Here is a 19,430-nt window from a genome sequence, read left to right on the forward strand (position 1 = left end):
CTCATGACGGGGATCCTTCAGCGGTGGCCGTGGTGGTGGCTGTGGTGGTGGCGATGACAGGGACGGATTCGGGGACGTGGACCTTGGCCGCGGTCTTGGCGACGACCTCCTCCGCGGTGACGCCGGGCGCCAACTCGACCAGGTCCAGGCCGGTTTCGGTGACGTCAAGGACGCAGAGGTCGGTGATGATCCGGTTCACGCAGGCCCGGCCGGTCAGCGGCAGCGCGCACTCCTGGAGGATCTTGGGGGAGCCGTCCTTGGCGGTGTGCGTCATGGCCACGATCACCGTGCGGGCCCCGTGCACCAGGTCCATCGCGCCGCCGATCCCCGTGATCATCTTGCCGGGGATCGCCCAGTTGGCCAGGTCCCCGCGCGCGGAGACCTGCATCGCGCCGAGCACCGCGACGTCGATGTGGCCGCCGCGGATCATCCCGAACGACAGCGCGGAGTCGAAGTACGAGGCGCCGGGGCGGACGGTGACCGTCTCCTTGCCCGCGTTGATCAGGTCCGGGTCCACCTCGGCTTCGGTGGGGTAGGGGCCCACGCCGAGGATGCCGTTCTCCGATTCCAGGACCACCTCGACGCCCTCGGGGAGGTAGTTGGGGATCAGGGTGGGCAGTCCGATGCCCAGGTTCACGTACTGGCCGTCGCGCAGCTCGCGTGCGGCGCGGGCGGCCATCTGTTCACGGGTCCAGGCCATCAGTCGCTCTCCGTCCCTCGTGTCGCGGGCGCGGAGACCGTGCGCCGTTCGATCTGCTTGTCCGCCGCCTGGGAAGGGGTGAGGGCGAGGACCCGCTGGACGTAGATCCCCGGCAGATGCACCGCGTCGGGGTCGATCTCGCCCGGCTCCACCAGCTCCTCCACCTCGGCGATCGTGACCCGTCCGGCCATCGCGGCGAGGGGGTTGAAGTTGCGGGTGGACTTGTTGAACACGAGGTTCCCGTGCCGGTCGCCCTTGGCGGCCCGCACCAGCGCGAAGTCGGTGCGGATGCCCCGCTCCATGACGTACTCCTCCCCGTCGAACTCCCGCACCTCCTTGGGCGGCGAGGCGAGCGCCACCCCGCCCGAGCCGTCGTAGCGCCAGGGCAGCCCGCCGTCGGCGACCTGGGTGCCCACCCCGGCCGGTGTGTAGAACGCGGGGATCCCGCACCCTCCGGCCCGCAGCCGCTCGGCGAGCGTGCCCTGCGGGATCATCTCGACCTCCAGCTCACCGCCCAGGTACTGGCGGGCGAACTCCTTGTTGGCGCCGATGTACGAACCGGTCACCCGCGCGATCCGGCCCGCCGAGAGCAGCACCGCGAGCCCCGACTCCATCGCCCCGCAGTTGTTGGACACCACCCGCAGGCCCGACACCCCGGCCTCGTACAGCGCCGCGATCAGCACGCCGGGCACACCGCTGAGACCGAAACCGCCCACCGCGAGCGACGCGCCGTCCGGCACGTCCGCCACCGCGTCGGCGGCCGAGGCCACCACCTTGTCCATCCGCCCTGCCCCATCTCTTCCGGGCCTTCGGCCTCTTCCGGGCCTTCGACGCCTGACCGTGCCTCGCCCGTGGCCCGTCCATTAATCAGGGCACTGACTATTTTTACGAGGCTGAACTTACGCTGCCATTCGTTCCATGGGCCGTCAAGGGCGGGTAGTGTTCAGTGCACCTACATAATCTCCGGACAGCCAGTGGAGGAACTCATGGCCGCGGTGGACCTGACCACCCACCCCGGGCACCTGGCCCGGCGGCTCCAGCAGGCGCACTATCTGCTCTGGAACACGATGGTCTCCGAGGAGATCACCTCGCCGCAGTTCGCCGTCCTGAACGCGCTCGTCGCCGAGCCAGGCCTCGACCAGCGCACCGTCGGCGAGAGGGTGGGCCTGGACCGGTCCACCATCGCGGAGGTCATCAGCCGGCTGATGCGCCGCGAGCTGCTCGACAAGGTGCGCGACCCGCAGGACGGCCGCCGGTACCTGCTGCACCTCACGGACGAGGGCAAGCGCACCCACCGCAAGCTGACCGTGCGCACGGCCCGGATGAACCAGGTCTTCCTCGGGCCGCTCTCCGCGGACGAGCAGACCGTGTTCTTCGACCTGATCCAGCGGGTCTCGGACGCGGCGGAGAACCTGCGCCATCCCGCGGAATCCCTGGGCGCGGGCAGGCCCTGAGTCACGCCTTCGCGTACACCACCCACACCTGGCCCTTGGCGAACGGCAGCCGCTCGCCGCCGTCCGCCGTCGTGAACTCCGTGCCGTCCCCGGGCGACGGCCGCTCCCAGCGCGCTGCGTAGGCGCGGCCGTCCCGCAGGACCCGCGCCTTGCCCGAACCGACGGTCTCGGTGAACGGCGTGTTGTTGCCCGAGCGGTCGTGGAAGCGTGACTCGCGCACCTTCACGTACTGCACGACGACCGTCGAAGCGGCCAGAGGTTTGCCGTTGGCCGTGCGGGACCGCGTGCCGTCCATCGCGACCAGCCAGCGCTCCTGCGCGGCCGACCAGGTGAAGGTGAACCGCGCCGCCGGGAAGCGGACCGTGCGCTCACGTTCCGGGGTCCCGCCCTTGGGACGCGGCCCGAAGACGAAGCCTGTGCTCTCCAGGCCTCCCTTCTTCAGGTCGGCGTCCAGATTCTTCGGGCGTACGAAGAGGTTGTGCGGGGCGGGCTTGGTGCCGCCGCGGAAGTAGGCGTCCCCCGGTGCCTTGCCGGGCGGCAGCGGGCGCAGGGGAGCCGCCGAGATCAGCGGCAGGAGCTTGGACTGCGCCCCGGAGAACGCGAGAGCCGGATCGTCGAACTGCCGGAGCAGCTCCAGATCCGTCTCCCGCGCGCTGCGCACCGGTCCGACGACGGGCGGCGGCTGCCCCGCGTACACCGCCATCAGGCGGCTCAGCCCGGCCTCGACCTGTTCCGCGTACACGACATCGGCCGAGTCCAGGCCCGTCTGCGGGCGGGCCGGGCCCACGTTGTCGATCTTCACCGCGAGGACCCGCCCGCCACCGGACGTCTTCCCGTCGGCCCCCTCGGTGTCGGTCAGGGTGCAGCCGGGCACCAGGCCCAAGGTGGCGACGGCCGCCACCGCCGCCACCGTCATGCGTCGTGCCCGCGTGCGCGCTGCCGTTCCCGCTCCCGTTCCCATACGGGGTTCCTACCCCGTCCGCCCCTGCAATCCCGTCCCCGGGCCCCTCAGCCCAGATCGAGGGCGTTGCGCAGGCCGAACCGGTAGCGGGTGCGGTCGTGGCGCTTGAGGAGTTCGATCGCGGGAGCACGGAACAAGGAGGCCACCGTGCACGGCGCGGCGTCCGAGCCGGCCTTCTTCAGGAGGGCGTTCACCGCCTGACGCGCCGATGTGTTGGCGCCCTCCATCGTGGCCAGGTCGATCGGCACGGACACGTAGTCGCCCGCCAGATAGAGGTTGGGGATCTTCGTGGCGGCCGACGGGCGGTTGTGGAACGTGCCGACCGGGTGGATGAGGAGCTCGTCCTCGTTGGTCGGGTTCGGCGTCCCGATGCCGTCGACGCCCGGGTCCAGGAACCACGAGTGCAGCTTGCCGTCGCTCAGGACCACCTTGCCGGTGTCGTTGAGCGCGGCCTTGAGCTGCGCCCACACCTCCTTGGCGACCTCGTCGCGCGTGCACTGCTTGGCCGTCTTGCCGTAGAGGATCCCCGGCTTGTCCCACTCCGAGATGTCCACGGAGAGGCACTCGACCGCGACGCCGTCCCCGTAGTGGGCGGGGAAGTCACGGTCGGGCCAGTGGCCGGCCTGCGCGATGCCGGTGAGCGACCAGGGCGAGTCGATGCAGTTGAAGTGGCCCTTCACCACCGGCGGACGCTCCGTCAGATAGAACTGGATGCCCGTCATCCAGTCCGTCTCCAGCTTGTCGCAGCGCGCCAACTGCGGGTCTGCCGCCTTCAGTTCGGCGCTCCACGTCTTGCGCGCGTGCTCCACCGGCATGGCCTGGACGTAGTGGTCGGCGGTGACGTCGCGGCGTACGCCGTCGGGGTCCTCGATGACGGCCTTCGTGACGCTGCCGCCCGCGAAGCCCAGCTGCAGCACGCTCCAGCCCATGCGGAACTCCACGCCGAGCGACTTCAGATGGGTCACCCAGGGGTCGATCCACGCCTCGTTCGTCGGCGCGTTGAGCAGCCGGTCGGGCGGGCCGTCCGCGCCCTGGCCGAGCAGGTTGAAGACGAAGGCCTCGCCGAGCGTGCCGACGGTGCGGGTGCTCGCCACCTCGGCCTTGGTGGCGACGATGTTGCGGGTGACGCCGATCGCGAGGATGCGCTGGTAGTCCTTCGACATCTTCTCCGCGCGCACGAACTCCCACCAGGGAGTCGACTCCCAGGTGTCGTCGCGGCGTTCGTCGCAGCTGGTCAGGAAGACCAGGGCGCGGTTCACGAAGTACGCGGCCTCGTGGGCGGGCAGGTTGAGGGCGGTGTCGAGGAGCGCGGTGAGCGCCCGCGCGATGTCGTCCAGGGTGAGCTTCTCCGGCTCGCTGCCGGGCCACGGGATCGGCATCCGGATGTCCTCGCGGCCGGTGCGCGCGAACGACATCTCGCGCGGCGCCACGAGGTTGTCCCAGACGCCGTTCGCGTTCCCGGGGAAGGGGATGCGGCGCATCGTGTCCGGGAGGTTGTGGTAGATCCCCGGAATGAAGCGGAACCCGTGCTCGCCGGGCAGCGGCCTGCGGTTGCCCTTCGCGCTGTTCGGTACGTCCATGCTGCGGGCCTTGCCGCCGAGGGCCCTGCGTTCGTACACCGTGACCGCGAAGCCGCGCTCGGCCAGCTCATGGGCGGCGGTCAGCCCCGCGACGCCACCGCCGAGCACCGCCACGGACTGCTTCCCCGGATCCGCCCGCGGGGCGCGTCCTTCGGCCGCCGCCGGCAGCGCCCCCGCGCCCAGTGCGGCGATGCCGCCCGCCGCTGCCGCCCCCGCGACGAACGTCCGCCTCGTGCTGCCCGCAGTCCCCGAATACGCCATGAACCAGCCCCCTTACCGTAAGTAACACCCGTATCAGGCGAGGGAGCCTACGGTCGGCGCCCGTGGCGGGGAAGCGGCGTGCGGTCGCGGGCCCGAACATTGGCGCGAATGCGTTCCCGGCGGGCGGCGGGGGCGTGGTGTGTCGTGCGTATGGCCGGAGTGCGAAGGCTGCGTTGCCGGAAAGCCGGGGCGGGTGAGACGACTTGACCCTCTCTCGGTGGCATGGCTAGTTTCGACGCCATGCGAATATCCCGGCGGTTCAAGCAGCGGCGCGCTGTTGATCTGATGCGCGTCGCCACCGCTCTGTGTAGCTGACCTTCGGAACGCACGTTCTCTCGCGATTTCACATGATTCTTCGAGATTTCTCGTGATTCCTCGTGAGAAGCCGCAGGTAATTATCCTGCCGGTCCTCTCTGCCTCCGTGAAGGTCCGCACTCCGGGAAAGAAACCATGCCCACACACATACGGGCGGCGCTCGGCGCTGCCCTGGCCGCCCCGCTGCTCCTCGCGGGATGCGCCGACAACGCCTCGTCGACGACGACCGTCGACGCCAAGCAGGTCTCCGCCAAAATCCCGGAGAAAGTGGATCCGGACACCACCATCACCATCGGCGCGCCGGAAGCCCAGGTCGCCCTGAAACTCTCCGGTCAGCTCGACAAGCTGCCCTTCAAGGTGAAATGGGCCAACATCAGCGGTGGCCCCCAGTGCTCCGAGGCATTCAGGGCGCATTCCCTCGACGTGTGCTCCGCGGCGGAAATCCCTTCCATTCACGCGCATTGGACGGGGCTCGACACGAAATTGGTGGCCGCCAAATTCCGCAAGGACCCGCTGAAGCACCCCACGTACGAACTCGGCATCGCGCCCGGCGCCGACATCGACACGCTGAAGGACCTGCGCGGCAAGAAGATCGCCTACAGCCCGGGGCAGGCGCAGGGCGCGCTCGTCCTGCGGATCCTCGCCAAGGCCGGGCTCGCCAAGGACGACGTGGAACTGGTCGAACTGCCGAGCACCGGCGACGTCTACCCCTCCGCCCTCGGCAACGGCCAGGTCGACGCGGCGCCGCTCGGCGGGGTCAACATCAAGCGCTATCCCGCGAAGTACGGCAAGGACGGCGCGAAGACGATCCAGCACGGCCTCCGGGACGACCCGGGGCACCTGTGGGTGCCGACCGAGTCGGTGGAGGACCCCCAGAAGGCCGCGGCCATCCGGGAGTTCGTGAAGTACTGGGCGCGCGCCGCCGAATGGGCCGACAAGCACCCGGACAAGTGGATCGACGGGTACTACGTCAAGGACCAGGGCCTGACCCGCGAGGACGGCGAGTACCTGGTCAAGGGCATCGGTCACCCCGACATCCCGGCCGACTGGACCTCCGCCATCGCGCGCCAGCAGAAGACCGTCGACCTGCTGGCGAAGGAGACAGGAAAGAAGAGCTTCGACGCGGAGGTCCTCTTCGACCGGCGCTACGAATCGGTCGCCGCGGACGCCGTCAAATCCGGTGCGGGGGAGGGCACATGAGCGCCGAAGCCCCCACCCTGACCAAGGCCGCCGCCCGCCCCGAACCACGCTCCCTCGCGCGCCGCACGCCGCGCCGCCGCAGGCTAGGCCCCGGCCGCCCCGTCCCGTACGGCTGGGCGATCGGCCCCCTGCTGCTGCTCGCGCTCTGGTCGGTGGGGTCGGCCGCCGGGTTCATCGACGCCCGTAACCTCTCGGCGCCCTGGACCGTGGTGAGCACCGCGGGGGACCTGATCGCCGAGGGGCGGCTCCAGTCGAACCTCGCCACGTCCGCCGAACGCGCCCTGCTGGGGCTGCTGTTCGGCACCGTGGCGGGGCTCGCCCTCGCGATCGCCGCCGGGCTCAGCAGGATCGGCGAGGGCGTCATCGACGGACCCGTACAGATCAAGCGGGCCATCCCGTCACTCGCGCTGATCCCGCTGCTGATCCTCTGGTTCGGCATCGGCGAGTCGATGAAGGTCATCACCATCGCGCTCGGAGTCTTCGTACCCGTCTACATCCACACCCACAACGGGCTGCGTACGATCGACGGCCGCTATGCCGAACTCGCCGAGACCGTAGGGCTTTCGCGGACCGGGTTCGTACGGCACGTCGTCCTGCCGGGGGCGCTGCCGGGCTTCCTGCTCGGCATGCGGTTCGCGGTCACCGCGGCGTGGCTCTCGCTCGTCGTGGTCGAACAGGTCAACGCCACGAGTGGCATCGGCTACATGATGGAGCTCGCCCGCACTTACGGGCAGACCGACATCATCATCGTCGGCCTGGTCGTGTACGGCCTCCTCGGTCTCGTCTCGGACGCACTCGTACGGCTCGTGGAGAGGAAGGCGCTGTCATGGCGACGCACACTGGCGGGCTGACGTCCGGCGCGCAGGCGGTCCGGATCGAGGCGCTGACCCGCTCCTTCGGCGACCGGAAGATCCTGGACGGACTCGAACTCTCCATAGAGGCAGGCGAGTTCGTGGCGCTCCTCGGCCGCAGCGGTTCGGGCAAGTCCACTCTCCTGCGGGCCCTGGCGGGGCTCGACCACGAGGTGCAGGGCAGTGGGGAGTTGGCCGCGCCCGGCGATGTCTCGGTGGTCTTCCAGGACGCACGCCTGCTGCCGTGGAAGCGGGTCCTGGACAACGTCGTCCTCGGCCTGACGGGCACCGACGCGCGGGAGCGGGGCCGCGCGGCGCTGGCCGAGGTGGGCCTCGCGGGCCGTGAGGACGCCTGGCCCGCGGACCTGTCCGGCGGCGAACAGCAGCGGGTCTCGCTAGCCCGCTCCCTGGTGCGTGAGCCTCAACTCCTGCTGGCCGACGAGCCGTTCGGAGCCCTCGACGCGCTCACCCGCATCCGGATGCACGCTTTGCTGAGGCGCCTGTGCGAGGCACACCGCCCCGCCGTGCTCCTGGTCACCCATGACGTCGACGAGGCGATCGCCCTCGCCGACCGGGTGGTCGTCCTGGACGCGGGGCGCATCGCGGCCGACGTACGGGTGGAGCTCCCCGCGCCCCGAGGCCAGGGGAGTCCCGAGTACGCGGCGCTGCGGGGCAGGCTGCTGCGGCAGCTGGGGGTCGAACTGGAGGGCGGCGCCCCGTCCTTCGCCGGTCCTGCGGGCAGCGACGCCCCCGCCAGGGATGCCTCTGCCAGGGACGCCTCCGCCATTGGCGCGCGAGCCGCCGAAGTGAGCCCCGCATGAGCCCTCGCGAACTGCACCTCAACCTCTTCGTCTATCCCGGCGGGCACCACGAGGCCGCCTGGCGGCATCACGGCTCCGACCCGGCGAGACTCCTGGACATCGACTTCTACCAGGACCTCGCGCGGCGCGCCGAGGCCGCCACCTTCGACGGGGTCTTCTTCGCCGACGGCCCCGCCCTCGCCGACAACGTCCGCTACGCCAGCCGCTTCCGCCTGGAGCCCTTCACCTGGCTCTCGGCGATCGCCGCCGGCACGCAGCGCATCGGGCTCATCGCGACCGCGTCCACCACCTACAGCGAGCCGTACAACCTGGCCCGCCTCTTCGCCTCGCTCGATCACCTCAGCAGAGGCCGCGCGGGCTGGAACATCGTCACCACCGGAGCCCCGCAAGCCGCTCTGAACTTCGGCCTCGACGCGCACCCGGTGCACGCCGAACGGTACGACAGGGCACGGGAGTTCCTCGACGTCGTCACCAAGCTCTGGGACAGCTGGGAGGACGACGCGCTCGTCGCCGACCAGAAGACCGGGCTCTTCGCCGACACCGGCCGCATCCACGCCATCGACCACGAAGGGCCGCACCTGAAGGTAGGCGGCCCGCTCAACACCCCGCGCACACCCCAGGGGCGCCCCGTCTACGTACAGGCGGGTTCGTCGGAGGACGGCCGCGCCTTCGCCGCGCGGTACGCGGAAGCCGTGTTCACCGCGCACCAGACGCTCGGCAACGGCCAGGACTTCTACGCCGACCTCAAGAAGCGGGCGGCGGGGCTCGGGCGCGACCCGGACAAGGTGCTCGTCCTGCCCGGCATCAGCCCCTTCATCGGCTCCACGGAGGCCGAGGCGCACGCCCTGCACGACGAGTACAACGAACTCACCCAGCCCGAGTACTCCTTGCAGCTCCTGCACCGCATGCTCGGCCTGCGTCTGACCGCCGAGCAGTTGGACGGTCCCGTGCCCCGCGAGCTCATCGAGACCGGCGGCGAGCGCGGCAACGGCAGCCGCTTCCAGGTCATCCTCGACATCATCGACCGCGAACAGCCCACCGTGCGCGCCCTGTTGCACCGCCTCGCCGGAGCGCGCGGGCACCGCGTCGTCGCGGGCACGCCCGAGCAGGTCGCCGACCAGATCCAGGAGTGGTTCGAGCAGGGGGCCGCCGACGGCTTCAACGTCATGCCGCCCGGCCTGCCCGGCGGCTTCGACCTCTTCGCCGACCAGGTCGTGCCGATCCTGCGCGAGCGCGGTCTGTTCCGTACCGAGTACACGGGCACGACCCTGCGTGACCACTACGGCCTCGCGCGCCCGGAGAGCCAGTACGCGGGCCGGTCCGCCGGTTAGCGCAGCACGTCCGCCAGGTCGTACCGGACCGGCTCCTCCAGCTGGGCGAACGTGCAGCTGTCAGGGGTGCGGTCCGGTCGCCAGGTGCGGAACCGTGCCGTGTGCCGGAAGCGCTGCCCGCCCTCCATGTGGTCGTAGGCCACCTCGCAGACGCGCTCGGGGCGCAGCGGCACCCAGGACAGGTCCTTCTTGCCCGACCAGCGGCTCGGCGCCCCCGGCATCCGGGACGTCTCGTGCGCGGCCTCGTCCGCCCAGGCCGCCCAGGGGTGGCCCGCGGGCGACTCCATCCGCAGCGGTTCCAGCTCCTCCACCAGCTCCGCGCGCCGCTGCATGGAGAACGCGGCGCAGACCCCGACGTGCTGCAGAGTGCCCCCGTCGTCGTACAGACCGAGCAGGATCGAGCCGATCACGGGGCCGCTCTTGTGGAAGCGGTAGCCCGCGACCACGCAGTCCGCCGTGCGCTCGTGCTTGATCTTGAACATGAGGCGTTCGTTCTGCCGGTAGCGCAGGTCCGGGGGCTTGGCGATGACTCCGTCCAGGCCCGCGCCCTCGTACTGCTCGAACCACTGCCGCGCCAGCTCCGGGTCCGTGGTCGCGGGCGCGAGGTGGACGGGGGCGCTCACGCCGTCCAGGGCCTCGGTGAGGCGGGCGCGCCGGTCGGTGAGGGGTGTGTCCAGGAGGGCCTCGTCGTCCAGGGCGAGCAGGTCGAAGGCCACGAACGAGGCCGGGGTCCGCTCGGCCAGTGTCCGCACCCGGGACGCGGCGGGATGGATGCGCTCCGTGAGCGCGTCGAAGTCGAGGTGGCCGTCCCGGGCGATCACGATCTCGCCGTCCAGGACGCAGCGGGCGGGCAGCCGGTCGAGCAGGGCCTGGGCCAGCTCGGGGAAGTACCGGGTCAGCGGCTTGCCCGTACGGCTGCCGATCTCCAGGTCGGCGCCGTCCCGGAAGACGATCGCGCGAAAGCCGTCCCACTTGGCCTCGTACTGCATGCCCGGCGGGATCCTCGCCACGGGTTTGGCGAGCATGGGCTTGACGGGGGGCATCACCGGCAGATCCATGGCTCGATTCTGTCCCCATATGGAGATATCCGCCCGGTATGCGACTCTCGTCCGTTGCGCCTAGCGTGGCCGCATGGGTGGAAAAGCGGTCGAGCTCGACGCGGGCGGACGGACGGTGCGGCTCTCCAGCCCCGACAAGGTCGTCTTTCCGGAGCCGGGCTTCACCAAGCTGGACGTCGCCCGCTACTTCCTCGCGGTCGGGGACGGGATCGTACGCGCCCTGCGCGACCGCCCCACGACGCTCCAGCGCTTCCCGGACGGGGTCACCGGCGAGTTCTTCTACCAGAAGCGCGTCCCCAAGAACCACCCCGACTGGATCCCCACGGCCACCATCGCCTTCCCCAGCGGCCGCACGGCCGACGAGATGTGCCCCACGGAGATCGCCGCGGTCATCTGGGCCGCCCAGTTCAACACGCTGACCTTCCACCCCTGGCCGGTCCGGGGCGACGACCTCGACCACCCCGACGAACTCCGCATCGACCTGGACCCGCAGCCCGGCACGGACTACGCCGACGCGGTGCGGGCCGCGCGCGAACTGCGCGCCCTCCTGGACGAGTTCGGCCTGAAGGGCTGGCCCAAGACGTCCGGCGGACGCGGCCTGCACGTCTTCGTGCCGATCGAACCGCGGTGGGACTTCACCGGGGTGCGGCGGGCCGCGATCGCCTGCGGGCGCGAGCTGGAGCGCCGCATGCCGGACGCCGTCACGACCGCGTGGTGGAAGGAGGAGCGCGGCGAGCGGATCTTCGTCGACTACAACCAGACCGCCCGCGACCGCACCATCGCCTCCGCCTACTCGGTGCGGCCCCGCCCGAACGCCCCCGTCTCGGCGCCGCTGAACTGGGACGAGGTCGACGACGCCGTGCCCGAGGACTTCGACATCGGCACGATGCCGGAGCGGTTCGCCCGGGTCGGCGACGTCCACGCGGACATGGAGAAGCACGCCTACTCCCTGGACGCGCTCCTCGAACTCGCCGCGCAGGACGAGCGGGACCACGGTCTGGGCGACCTGCCCTATCCGCCCGAGTACCCGAAGATGCCCGGCGAGCCCAAACGCGTGCAGCCGAGCCGGGCCAAGCACGAGAAATGACGACGGCCCCCGCGCCCCGGATCGGGGTGCGAGGGCCGAAGCCGGTGCGGTCAGCAGGTGGCTGAAGCCGCTACGGCTGCTACAGCTCCTTGATCCTGATGTCCCGGTACGAGATCACGTCCGTGACCCCGTGGACCTGCACCCCGACATAGCCGGACGAGTAACGCCGCCCGTCCGTGCCCGGGTCGTCGCCACGCGGCGGCGTGAAGTCCTGGCCGCCGGTGTTGTCGAACTCGTTGATCAGGACGCCGTTGCGGTAGATCGAGTAGTGCTGGTCGACCACCTTGACCTCGTAGTCGTTCCACGTGCCCTTGGGGGTGACGCCGGCGCCGGCGAGACCCACCCGGTCGAAGCCGTAGACCGACCCCGTCTTGTACATGTCGCCGTCAGGCTTGTCGAGCGCCTGGATCTCGTGCCCGTACTTGATGGCGACCCACTCCGGACGTGACTCCTCCGGGTGGTCGTGGACCTGCGGGAAGCGCACGAAGACACCGCCGTTGGCGTTGCCGTTGCCCGGCGCGTCGTCCCGCCACTGGAGCTTCAGCGAGAAGTCGCCGTACTTGCGCTGCGGGAACCACAGCATGCCCATGCCCTCGACGGTCGTGCTGCTGGTGATCGAACCGTCGGCGTTCAGGCCGAACTTGCCGCCACCGACCTGCTCCCACTTGTCGAGGGAGCCCTGGGTGCCGTCGAAGATCTTGCTGTAGCCCTCGGTCTGGCCGGGCTTGCCGATGCCGGACTGCTTGGCGGCCTTGTTGATCTTGTTGTACTCGCGCTGGTCGATCTCACCGGCCTTCAGGAGCTTGTCCGTGACGGTCTTGACGTGCTTGAGGAAGAGCGCGTGGGACGTCCACTCCTTCTCGTCCTCGATCATCTCGTTGATCCGGCAGCGGTTGTTCGTGACCCGGTTCGGGATGCCCGTGTCGACGGTGCCGACGATGACCGTCAACCGCTCGTCGTACTCGGCGCAGTTGGGGGACGGGACCCCGCCACCCTCCTTGACCGTGAACGAGACGTCCTTGGCCGCGGACGTGTTGCCCGCCTTGTCGTTCGCCCGGTAGGCCACCGTGTGGCGGCCGACGCGGTCCACGACGACCGGGGCGGAGTACGCGAGATACGGACCGCCGTCGAGCGAGTACTCGACCTTGTCGACACCGGAGTCGGCGTCGGTCGCGGTGACCGTCACCTTCGCCTTGCCGACGTACGCGCCGTCCGAGTTCTTGTCGCCCTCGACCTTCGCGGTGGTCTCCGGCGGCGTCTTGTCCTCGACCGGCGGCGTGACCACGGTGAACTCGACGGCCTTCTCCGCCGCCTGGTTCCCCGCCTTGTCGGACGCGCGGTAGCGGATCTTGTGCGCGCCCGCCGCGTGGACCATGACCGGCGCGGTGTACGCCGTCCATGTGCCGCCGTCACCGACCGCGTACTCGATCTTGTTGACACCGGAGCCGGTGTCGGACGCCGTCACCGTGACGGTCGCCATCCCGATGTACTCGCCCTTGTCGTTCTTCTCGCCGGTCACCGTGGCCGAGGTCTCCGGAGGCGTCTTGTCGTCGGTGTCCGGCGCGACCACCTTGAAGTCGACGGCCTTCTCCGCCGCCACGTTGCCCGCCTTGTCGCTGGCGCGATAGCGGATCTTGTGGGTGCCGACCTGGTCGACGATCACCGGCGCCGTGTACGGCTGCCAGGCGCCGTCGGCCCCGACCGCGTACTCGGTCTTGTCGACGCCCGAACCCGCGTCGGTCGCCGTCACCGAGACGGAGGCGGAACCGACGTACGCGCCATCGGCGTTGGTCTGTCCCTCGACCTTCGCCGTGGTCTCGGGAGCGGTGGTGTCCTCGCCGCCGCCCTCGGTCACCACGAGGATGCCCTGCATCGAGCCGTGGCCGGGGATGGTGCAGTGGTAGCGGTAGCGGCCGGGAGTGAGGGTGACCTCCGCCGTGTGCTTGCCGCCCTGGTCGTCGTTCGGGTTGGCCAGGATGTTCAGGGACACGTCGTTGTTGTACTCGGGGTCCGAGACGTCGAACGTCAGCGTGTGCGGCATGCCGGTGTCGTTGCCGGTCGCCGTGCTGTTCTCGAAGACGATCGTCGTGGCACCGGCGACCGCCGTGGCGGGCGCGGACGCGTACTTGTCGATGCCGTTGTTCGCGGTCCAGGTCAGCGTCTGGGCCGCCGCCCGGCCCGGGTTGTCGGGCTGGCTCGCCGCCGTCGAGGTGAGGCCGAGCACCATCAGGAGCGACGCGATGAGCGCCGTCCAGAGTCTTCGCTGTCCATGCGCAGGCATCATCCGGCCTTCCTTGCCAGGTCCTTGGCGGCCGGTGTGGCCTCGCCGCCGGAGTAAGTGACGCGCCACAGCGCCGACTTGGAGTCCGAGGTGAAGAATCCGCGGCCGTAGTCCAGGACGTACAGCGAGCCGTCGGGGGCGAACTTCCAGTCCATGAGGTTCTTGATGCCGTCGTTGCCGATCGGGATGATCTTCTTCAGGGACTCGGCGTGCGTGGGCAGACCGCCGCTGCCGACCGTCTTCGGGTCGGTCAGGACCGCGTGCCGTGGCTGGTCGGAGTCGTAGAAGTCACCGACGAACCACTTGCCGTCCCAGTACGAAGGCCACTTGTCGGCGCTGGTGTTGGCGGCGTCGTAGCGGTAGACCGGGCCGTTCATCGTGGCCTGGCCGCCGCCCTTGAGCCACGGCAGGAGGATCTTCTGCTCCTCCGTCTTGTAGCTCGGGACGCCCTTCGCGTCGCGCGGGTAGTCGACGCCGCCGCCCTGCGGCGAGTACCAGATGTTGTTCGGCTCGGCCGGCGGGATGTTCACCAGGCCGTCGTTGTTGGGCGACTCGTTCTTCAGGTTCTTGCAGTCGTACCAGCCCAGCGGCTTCGTCGGGTCCGGCAGATTGCGGTCGCGGTAGGGCTGGTTGTTGCCCATGCAGTACGGCCAGCCGCGGTTGGAGGCGTGGGTGATCGCGGCGAACGTGTCGTACTTCGCCGGGCCCCACGTCGTCGACGGCGCACCGGCGTCCGGACCGACCCAGCCCGCGTAGAGGGTGTCGGTCTTCTTGTCTACGGAGATGCGCGCCGGGTTCCTGACGCCCATCACATAGATCTCGCCGCGCGTCTTGCCGCCGCCCTCGTCCGGCTCCTTGCCGGTGAAGAGGTTGCCCGAGGGGAGCGTGTACGTCCCGTCGGTCTCCGGGTGGATGCGCAGGATCTTGCCGTTGAGGTTGTTCGTGTTGCCCGCGGTGCGGCGCGCGTCGGCGAAGGAGACACCCTTGAAGTTGGGCTGCGGGTTGTTGCCCGAGTAACCGTCGCTGAACTGCGAGGAGTTGTTGTCACCGGTCGCGATGTAGAGGTTGCCCTTGGAGTCCCAGGCCATCCCGCCGCCCGCGTGGCAGCAGCTGTGGATCTGCACCGGCCACTTGAGCAGGACCTTCTCGCTGGCCAGGTCCAGCTTGTTCGTGGCCTGGTCGAGCGTGAAGCGCGAGACGTAGCGCTCGGCCATGTGTGTCTCACGGTTGATCTTCGAGTGGGGTGTGTAGTGCAGATACACCCAGCCGTTCTGCTCGAACTTCGGGTCGAGCTCGATGCCGAGCAGCCCCTCCTCGACCTTGATCAGCTCATCGCCGCCACCCTTGTTGCCGAAGATGGTGAGCGCTCCGGCCAGCGTCGACTTCTTGGTCTTGGGGTCGTAGACGTGGATCTCGCCCTTGCCCTTGCCGATGTCCGGGTTGTTCCAGTCGGTGACGACCGGCTGCGAGGAGTCGGCGCCGCCGCGGCCGATGTAGAAGATCCGTCCGTCGGGCGCGGTGACCAGGCCGTGCGGCTCGCCGATCTGGTCGTTCTGGCCCGGCTGGTTGGCCTGGGTCAGGCGCTGCGCCTTGTAGTTGGCGGTGATCGTCGACTTGCAGTCGGCGCGTGAGATGCGGGTCGTCCAGTTCAGGGCGCCGCGCAGGTGCCGGCGGAAGTCCGTCTCGTCGTACGAGGCCGCCGTGCCGCCCATGCCGGTGTAGAAGGAGCGTCCGCCGTCGTAGTCACGGCACCAGGAGACCGGGTGGTCGGCGCCGTTCTTGCTCGCGCCGGGCTGGTACGTCGACTCGCGCACGCGGGCCACGGTGTGGACCTCGCCGGTCGGGTTCTTCGTCCAGTTCAGCCACTGGTCGGGGCGCTTCCACTGGAGGGGCAGGTCCTTGGTGGCCGGATTCTCCCGGTCGCCGACCTCGACGGTGGCGCGCTGCACGTTCGTCGGGCTGGAGTCGGCCGGACGTGCGCCGATCAGGCCGGTGAACCAGGTCGAGTACGGCTCGGCGCGGGCCGCGTCATGGATGCCCAGGAAACCGCCGCCCGCCTCCATGTAGGCCTCGAGGCCCGCCTCCTGCTCGGCGTCCAGGACGTCGCCGCCGCCGGTCAGGAAGGCGACGGCGTTGAACTTGCCGAGCTTGGCCTCGTTCGTGAAGACCGCAGGGTCGTCGGTCGCCTCGATCTTGAACCGCTCGGCGGCCGGCCCCGACTGGCCGATCTTCTCGATGGCCTCGATACCGGCGTTCACGACCGGTGACTCGTCGCCGTCCGCCGCCGAGCCGTGGAATACGAGGACGCGCACGTTCGCCTGTCCGGGCGGCGACGGCAGGGACATCGTTGTCAACGGTGGCTCGGGATAAGGCCGCGCGGTGGCGGCCTGTGTGGAGAGCGCGCCGGTGACCATGGCCCCGGAGAGCAGGGCGGCGGCCCAGGCGCGGCGCGAGCCGACCCGGGTCCGGCTCTGGTCCGGGATCTGGTTCCGGCGGTTCGATCTGCGTCTGGCTCTGCTCAACCCTCGTACAGCCAAGGGTTCTTGATGCGGTGTGAGCCGCATGAGTACACCCACCCCTCGTCGGTCACAGCAACAGGCGCGGATGAAGCTAGACCTCTTTCCGCCACTCGCCAATAGGTACGGACGGAATTCCGCGAACTTTGTCCTGCGTGTGGATAAACGAAGGTCTCCCCGATACCGTGTGGCCGTCTCGGGGGCCACCTGCGCCCCGTCAGCCTCCGTACCGCAGTGGGGAGTTCGGCATGGACCGACGGAGCTTCAACCGACGGATGCTCGTGGGTGGGGCGGTCGCGACGGCCGGGGTGACATCGTTGTCGCTGGCCTCCGCGCCCGAGGCGAGCACGGCCGAGGGGCCGAAGACCGCCCCGGCCGGCGGCGAGGTGCGCCGCATCAAGCTCTACGCCGAGAAGCTGCCGGACGGGCAGATGGGCTACGGCCTGGAGAAGGGCAAGGCGTCGATCCCCGGCCCGCTCATCGAGCTGAACGAGGGCGACACCCTGCACATCGAGTTCGAGAACACGATGGACGTGGACGCCAGCCTGCACGTCCACGGCATGGACTACGAGATATCCAGCGACGGAACCAGACACACCAGCAGCCACGTCGAGCCGGGCGGCAAGCGGACCTACACCTGGCGCACGCACGCGCCGGGCCGCCGCAAGGACGGCACGTGGCGGCCGGGCACGGCGGGCTACTGGCACTACCACGACCACGTGGTCGGCACCGACCACGGGACGGGCGGCGTGCGCAAGGGGCTCTACGGTCCGCTGATCGTGCGGCGCAAGGGTGACCTGCTGCCGGACAAGACCTTCACGATCGTCTTCAACGACATGACGATCAACAACAAGGCCGGTCACGACAGCCCCAACTTCGAGGCCACGGTGGGCGATCGGGTCGAGTTCGTCTCGATCACGCACGGCGAGTACTACCACACGTTCCACGTCCACGGTCACCGCTGGGCGGACAACCGCACGGGCCTGCTCACCGGCCCCGACGACCCGAGTCAGATCCTCGACGACAAGATCACCGGCCCGGGGGACTCCTTCGGCTTCCAGGTCATCGCGGGGGAGGGGGTGGGAGCGGGCGCGTGGATGTACCACTGCCATGTGCAGAGCCACTCCGACATGGGGATGGCGGGCTTCTTCCTGGTGAAGAAGGCGGACGGGACGATTCCTGACTATGAGCCGCATCATGTTTCGGGGGCGGCGAAGGGGTCTTCAGGGGGTGCGGAGAAGTCTGCCGGGGGCGGAAAGAAGTCGTCCGGGGACGCGAAGAAGTCCGGGGACGCGAAGGAGTCCGGGGACGCGAAGGAGTCCGAGGGCTCCGGCCACGATCACGGCTAGCGATTGCGCATGGTGTCGAGGAGGGTGGTGAGCTCCTCCCGGGCGTCCCCGGCCGTGAAGTCCTCAGGCGCGTTCCGCTCGGCCCAACCGGAGTCGCGCAGAGTTTCCAGGCGCTCGATGAGCACCTTGCGCACGGAGCGCGACGGGAGGCCGCGGCGGGGGCCGTCGGGCACGTATGAGAGGCCCACCAGCAGGTCCCAGTGCGGGTCGGGGGATGCGAGCGCGCCGAGGAGCCGGTCGAGCGCGTCCGGGGCGCCGCGTCGCAGGGCGTCGGAGACGCTCAGCGCGCGGATCTCCGGGTCGGCGGAGTCGGCCTGGCGCTCCAGGGCTCCGGCGGCGAGGCCGTCGTGGGCCGTCCCGCCGTCGTCGAGCCACCGCAGTTCGGCGGCCGCGGTGCGGCGGACGCCGTCGTCGGGGTCGTGCTCCAGGAGGCCGACGAGTCCCTGCACGGCCCTGCCCTCTTCGGGGGAGCCCGCGGCGAGCGCGATGAGGCCGTCGGCGGCGGAGACGCGGACGGCGGGGTGAGGGTGACGCAGCCCGTCCATGAAGAGGTCCAGGGGCGGATTCTCCAGGGACATGGGCCGGTGCAAGTGGTGGTAGCACCGCAGGATCGCGCTCACGAGGAAGGGGTCCTGCGTGTCGTGGGCCTGCCGCGCGACGAGGCGGTCGAGGGTCTCCAGCACCCGGTCGCGTCGGACCATTTTGCCGAAGAGGATTCTGGCCAGGGCCTGAACGCCCAACGTCACCATGTCCTGCGCCTCGTCCTCCCCCTCGCCCTCCCCGCCCTCGTTCGGCTGGCTCGGGCACAGGGCAAGTGCCTCGTCGGCGCGGATGACCGCACGGGCGCGGTCGGTCCATGCCTCCAGCTCCGTGGCCGGGGTGAACGGGGCCAGAAGCGTCGCTCGTTCTTCGCTCCCCGGCGTGTGGAGCAGCGCGTTCTTGAGGGCCGTGCGTGTCTCGGCGCGGACCTGGTCCGCTTCCTGCTCGGAGAGGGGTGTGCTCCCGCGCAGCGCGTGGCAGGCCAGCGAGACCGCGTCGTCGAAGGCCGCGTTCCGGAGGAAACCGTTCGGTTCTCCGACGCTGAAGAGCCCCCCGTCCGGCCATGCCCGGTCGCTCAGCTGCTGGAGGCACGACCGCGTGTCGTCGCGCAGGTCACTGTCGACGTCCCGCACGGCAGGGGCGCCGCCGAGCTCGGCCGTCAGCGCGGTCCAGGCCCGCACGAAGCCCTCGGGGTCGTCCAGGTACCGCGTGAAGATCTGCTCCGTACGCTCACGAAGCGCCCGTTCGCGACGGAGCGCGGCGGCGAAGCCCTCCACCACCGTCTCCGAGAAGCTCTCCGCCCACGGCTCGCGCTCCATCGCCTGAGTCAACTCACCTAGCGCCCAACGGAGGTCACCGGACTCGGCGGCGGCCTTCGACGCCTTCCGCCGGACCTCCGCGTCCGGATCCCGCAGCGCGGCGGCCAGCTCCTCGTGCAGCTCCGCCTGCTTGCGCGCTCTCCGCTTCGTGAACATCACGACAGCCTAGGTGGCGTGTTCCCGAGGTCCGACGGGACGTCCTCGCTCGCCGCGTCGGGCCCGCGATGCGGTGGCCGCTTCGCACTCTGTCCGGGACCGCCCTTTCTGGTCGTCATGTGGAGATCGTGGAGGACCGGCCGATCCTCGC

15 protein-coding genes are annotated in these 19,430 nt (G+C 70.0%); 7 read left to right on the forward strand and 8 right to left on the reverse strand.

Features of this window, described 5'->3' with window-relative positions:
• Nucleotide 1: 1 nt before the first annotated feature.
• Together ACFUPX_RS01970 and ACFUPX_RS01975 are read right to left on the reverse strand one after the other, a co-directional pair.
• A complete protein-coding gene (locus tag ACFUPX_RS01970; protein WP_383314214.1) occupies nt 2-700 on the reverse strand; it encodes a CoA transferase subunit B in 699 nt (232 codons plus the stop codon).
• The gene (locus tag ACFUPX_RS01975) at nt 700-1,482 is read right to left on the reverse strand and encodes a CoA transferase subunit A (RefSeq protein WP_383314216.1); all 783 of its coding nucleotides are present in this window, start codon (nt 1,480-1,482) and stop codon (nt 700-702) included. Before ACFUPX_RS01975 ends, ACFUPX_RS01970 begins: the two co-directional genes overlap by 1 nt.
• A 204-nt stretch (nt 1,483-1,686) precedes the next feature.
• Between ACFUPX_RS01975 and ACFUPX_RS01980 the strand changes: the two genes are divergently transcribed.
• A complete protein-coding gene (locus ACFUPX_RS01980) occupies nt 1,687-2,154 on the forward strand; it encodes a MarR family winged helix-turn-helix transcriptional regulator (RefSeq protein WP_383314218.1) in 468 nt (155 codons plus the stop codon).
• Between the two features lies 1 nt (nt 2,155).
• Here ACFUPX_RS01980 and ACFUPX_RS01985 read toward each other — a convergent pair whose 3' ends face one another.
• Both ACFUPX_RS01985 and ACFUPX_RS01990 read right to left on the reverse strand, forming a co-directional pair.
• On the reverse strand, nt 2,156-3,115 hold the full coding sequence (locus ACFUPX_RS01985; RefSeq protein ID WP_383314221.1) for a DUF3048 domain-containing protein: 960 nt from the start codon (nt 3,113-3,115) through the stop codon (nt 2,156-2,158).
• 47 nt (nt 3,116-3,162) lie between these two features.
• The gene (locus ACFUPX_RS01990; protein WP_383314224.1) at nt 3,163-4,956 is read right to left on the reverse strand and encodes an FAD-dependent oxidoreductase; all 1,794 of its coding nucleotides are present in this window, start codon (nt 4,954-4,956) and stop codon (nt 3,163-3,165) included.
• A 450-nt stretch (nt 4,957-5,406) separates the two neighbouring features.
• Between ACFUPX_RS01990 and ACFUPX_RS01995 the strand changes: the two genes are divergently transcribed.
• From ACFUPX_RS01995 to ACFUPX_RS02010, 4 genes are read left to right on the forward strand one after another with little or no spacing between them, the layout of a single operon-like run.
• On the forward strand, nt 5,407-6,471 hold the full coding sequence (locus ACFUPX_RS01995; RefSeq protein WP_383314227.1) for an ABC transporter substrate-binding protein: 1,065 nt from the start codon (nt 5,407-5,409) through the stop codon (nt 6,469-6,471).
• The gene (locus ACFUPX_RS02000) at nt 6,468-7,322 is read left to right on the forward strand and encodes an ABC transporter permease (protein WP_383314230.1); all 855 of its coding nucleotides are present in this window, start codon (nt 6,468-6,470) and stop codon (nt 7,320-7,322) included. The genes ACFUPX_RS01995 and ACFUPX_RS02000 overlap by 4 nt, the downstream gene beginning before the upstream one ends.
• Nucleotides 7,298-8,143: an ABC transporter ATP-binding protein gene (locus ACFUPX_RS02005; RefSeq protein ID WP_383314231.1), complete on the forward strand. Its 846-nt coding sequence runs from the start codon at nt 7,298-7,300 to the stop codon at nt 8,141-8,143. The genes ACFUPX_RS02000 and ACFUPX_RS02005 overlap by 25 nt, the downstream gene beginning before the upstream one ends.
• A complete protein-coding gene (locus ACFUPX_RS02010; RefSeq protein ID WP_383314234.1) occupies nt 8,140-9,474 on the forward strand; it encodes an LLM class flavin-dependent oxidoreductase in 1,335 nt (444 codons plus the stop codon). The genes ACFUPX_RS02005 and ACFUPX_RS02010 overlap by 4 nt, the downstream gene beginning before the upstream one ends.
• On the opposite strand, the gene ACFUPX_RS02015 is transcribed toward ACFUPX_RS02010, so the two are convergent.
• The gene (locus tag ACFUPX_RS02015) at nt 9,471-10,532 is read right to left on the reverse strand and encodes an ATP-dependent DNA ligase (RefSeq protein WP_383314237.1); all 1,062 of its coding nucleotides are present in this window, start codon (nt 10,530-10,532) and stop codon (nt 9,471-9,473) included. The genes ACFUPX_RS02010 and ACFUPX_RS02015 overlap by 4 nt on opposite strands.
• Nucleotides 10,533-10,605: 73 nt before the next feature.
• On the opposite strand from ACFUPX_RS02015, the gene ligD reads away from it, so the two are divergent.
• A complete protein-coding gene (ligD, locus tag ACFUPX_RS02020; protein ID WP_383314240.1) occupies nt 10,606-11,619 on the forward strand; it encodes a non-homologous end-joining DNA ligase in 1,014 nt (337 codons plus the stop codon).
• A gap of 79 nt (nt 11,620-11,698) precedes the next feature.
• Here the strand turns inward: ligD and ACFUPX_RS02025 are convergent, their stop codons facing one another.
• Nucleotides 11,699-13,903 (reverse strand): OmpL47-type beta-barrel domain-containing protein, encoded by a 2,205-nt coding sequence (locus ACFUPX_RS02025; RefSeq protein ID WP_383314243.1) that lies wholly within the window; start codon nt 13,901-13,903, stop codon nt 11,699-11,701.
• A complete protein-coding gene (locus tag ACFUPX_RS02030; RefSeq protein WP_383314850.1) occupies nt 13,900-16,314 on the reverse strand; it encodes a ThuA domain-containing protein in 2,415 nt (804 codons plus the stop codon). Before ACFUPX_RS02030 ends, ACFUPX_RS02025 begins: the two co-directional genes overlap by 4 nt.
• Before the next feature lie 350 nt (nt 16,315-16,664).
• Between ACFUPX_RS02030 and ACFUPX_RS02035 the strand changes: the two genes are divergently transcribed.
• A complete protein-coding gene (locus tag ACFUPX_RS02035) occupies nt 16,665-17,765 on the forward strand; it encodes a multicopper oxidase domain-containing protein (protein WP_383314246.1) in 1,101 nt (366 codons plus the stop codon).
• On the opposite strand, the gene ACFUPX_RS02040 is transcribed toward ACFUPX_RS02035, so the two are convergent.
• Entirely contained in the window at nt 17,762-19,279 is a 1,518-nt protein-coding gene (locus tag ACFUPX_RS02040; RefSeq protein WP_383314249.1) for a HEAT repeat domain-containing protein, read from the reverse strand. The two genes, ACFUPX_RS02035 and ACFUPX_RS02040, sit on opposite strands and share 4 nt — an antisense overlap.
• Nucleotides 19,280-19,430: the final 151 nt, after the last annotated feature.

It is taken from the genome of Streptomyces sp. NPDC057302, from assembly GCF_042667685.1.
Classification (GTDB): domain Bacteria; phylum Actinomycetota; class Actinomycetes; order Streptomycetales; family Streptomycetaceae; genus Streptomyces.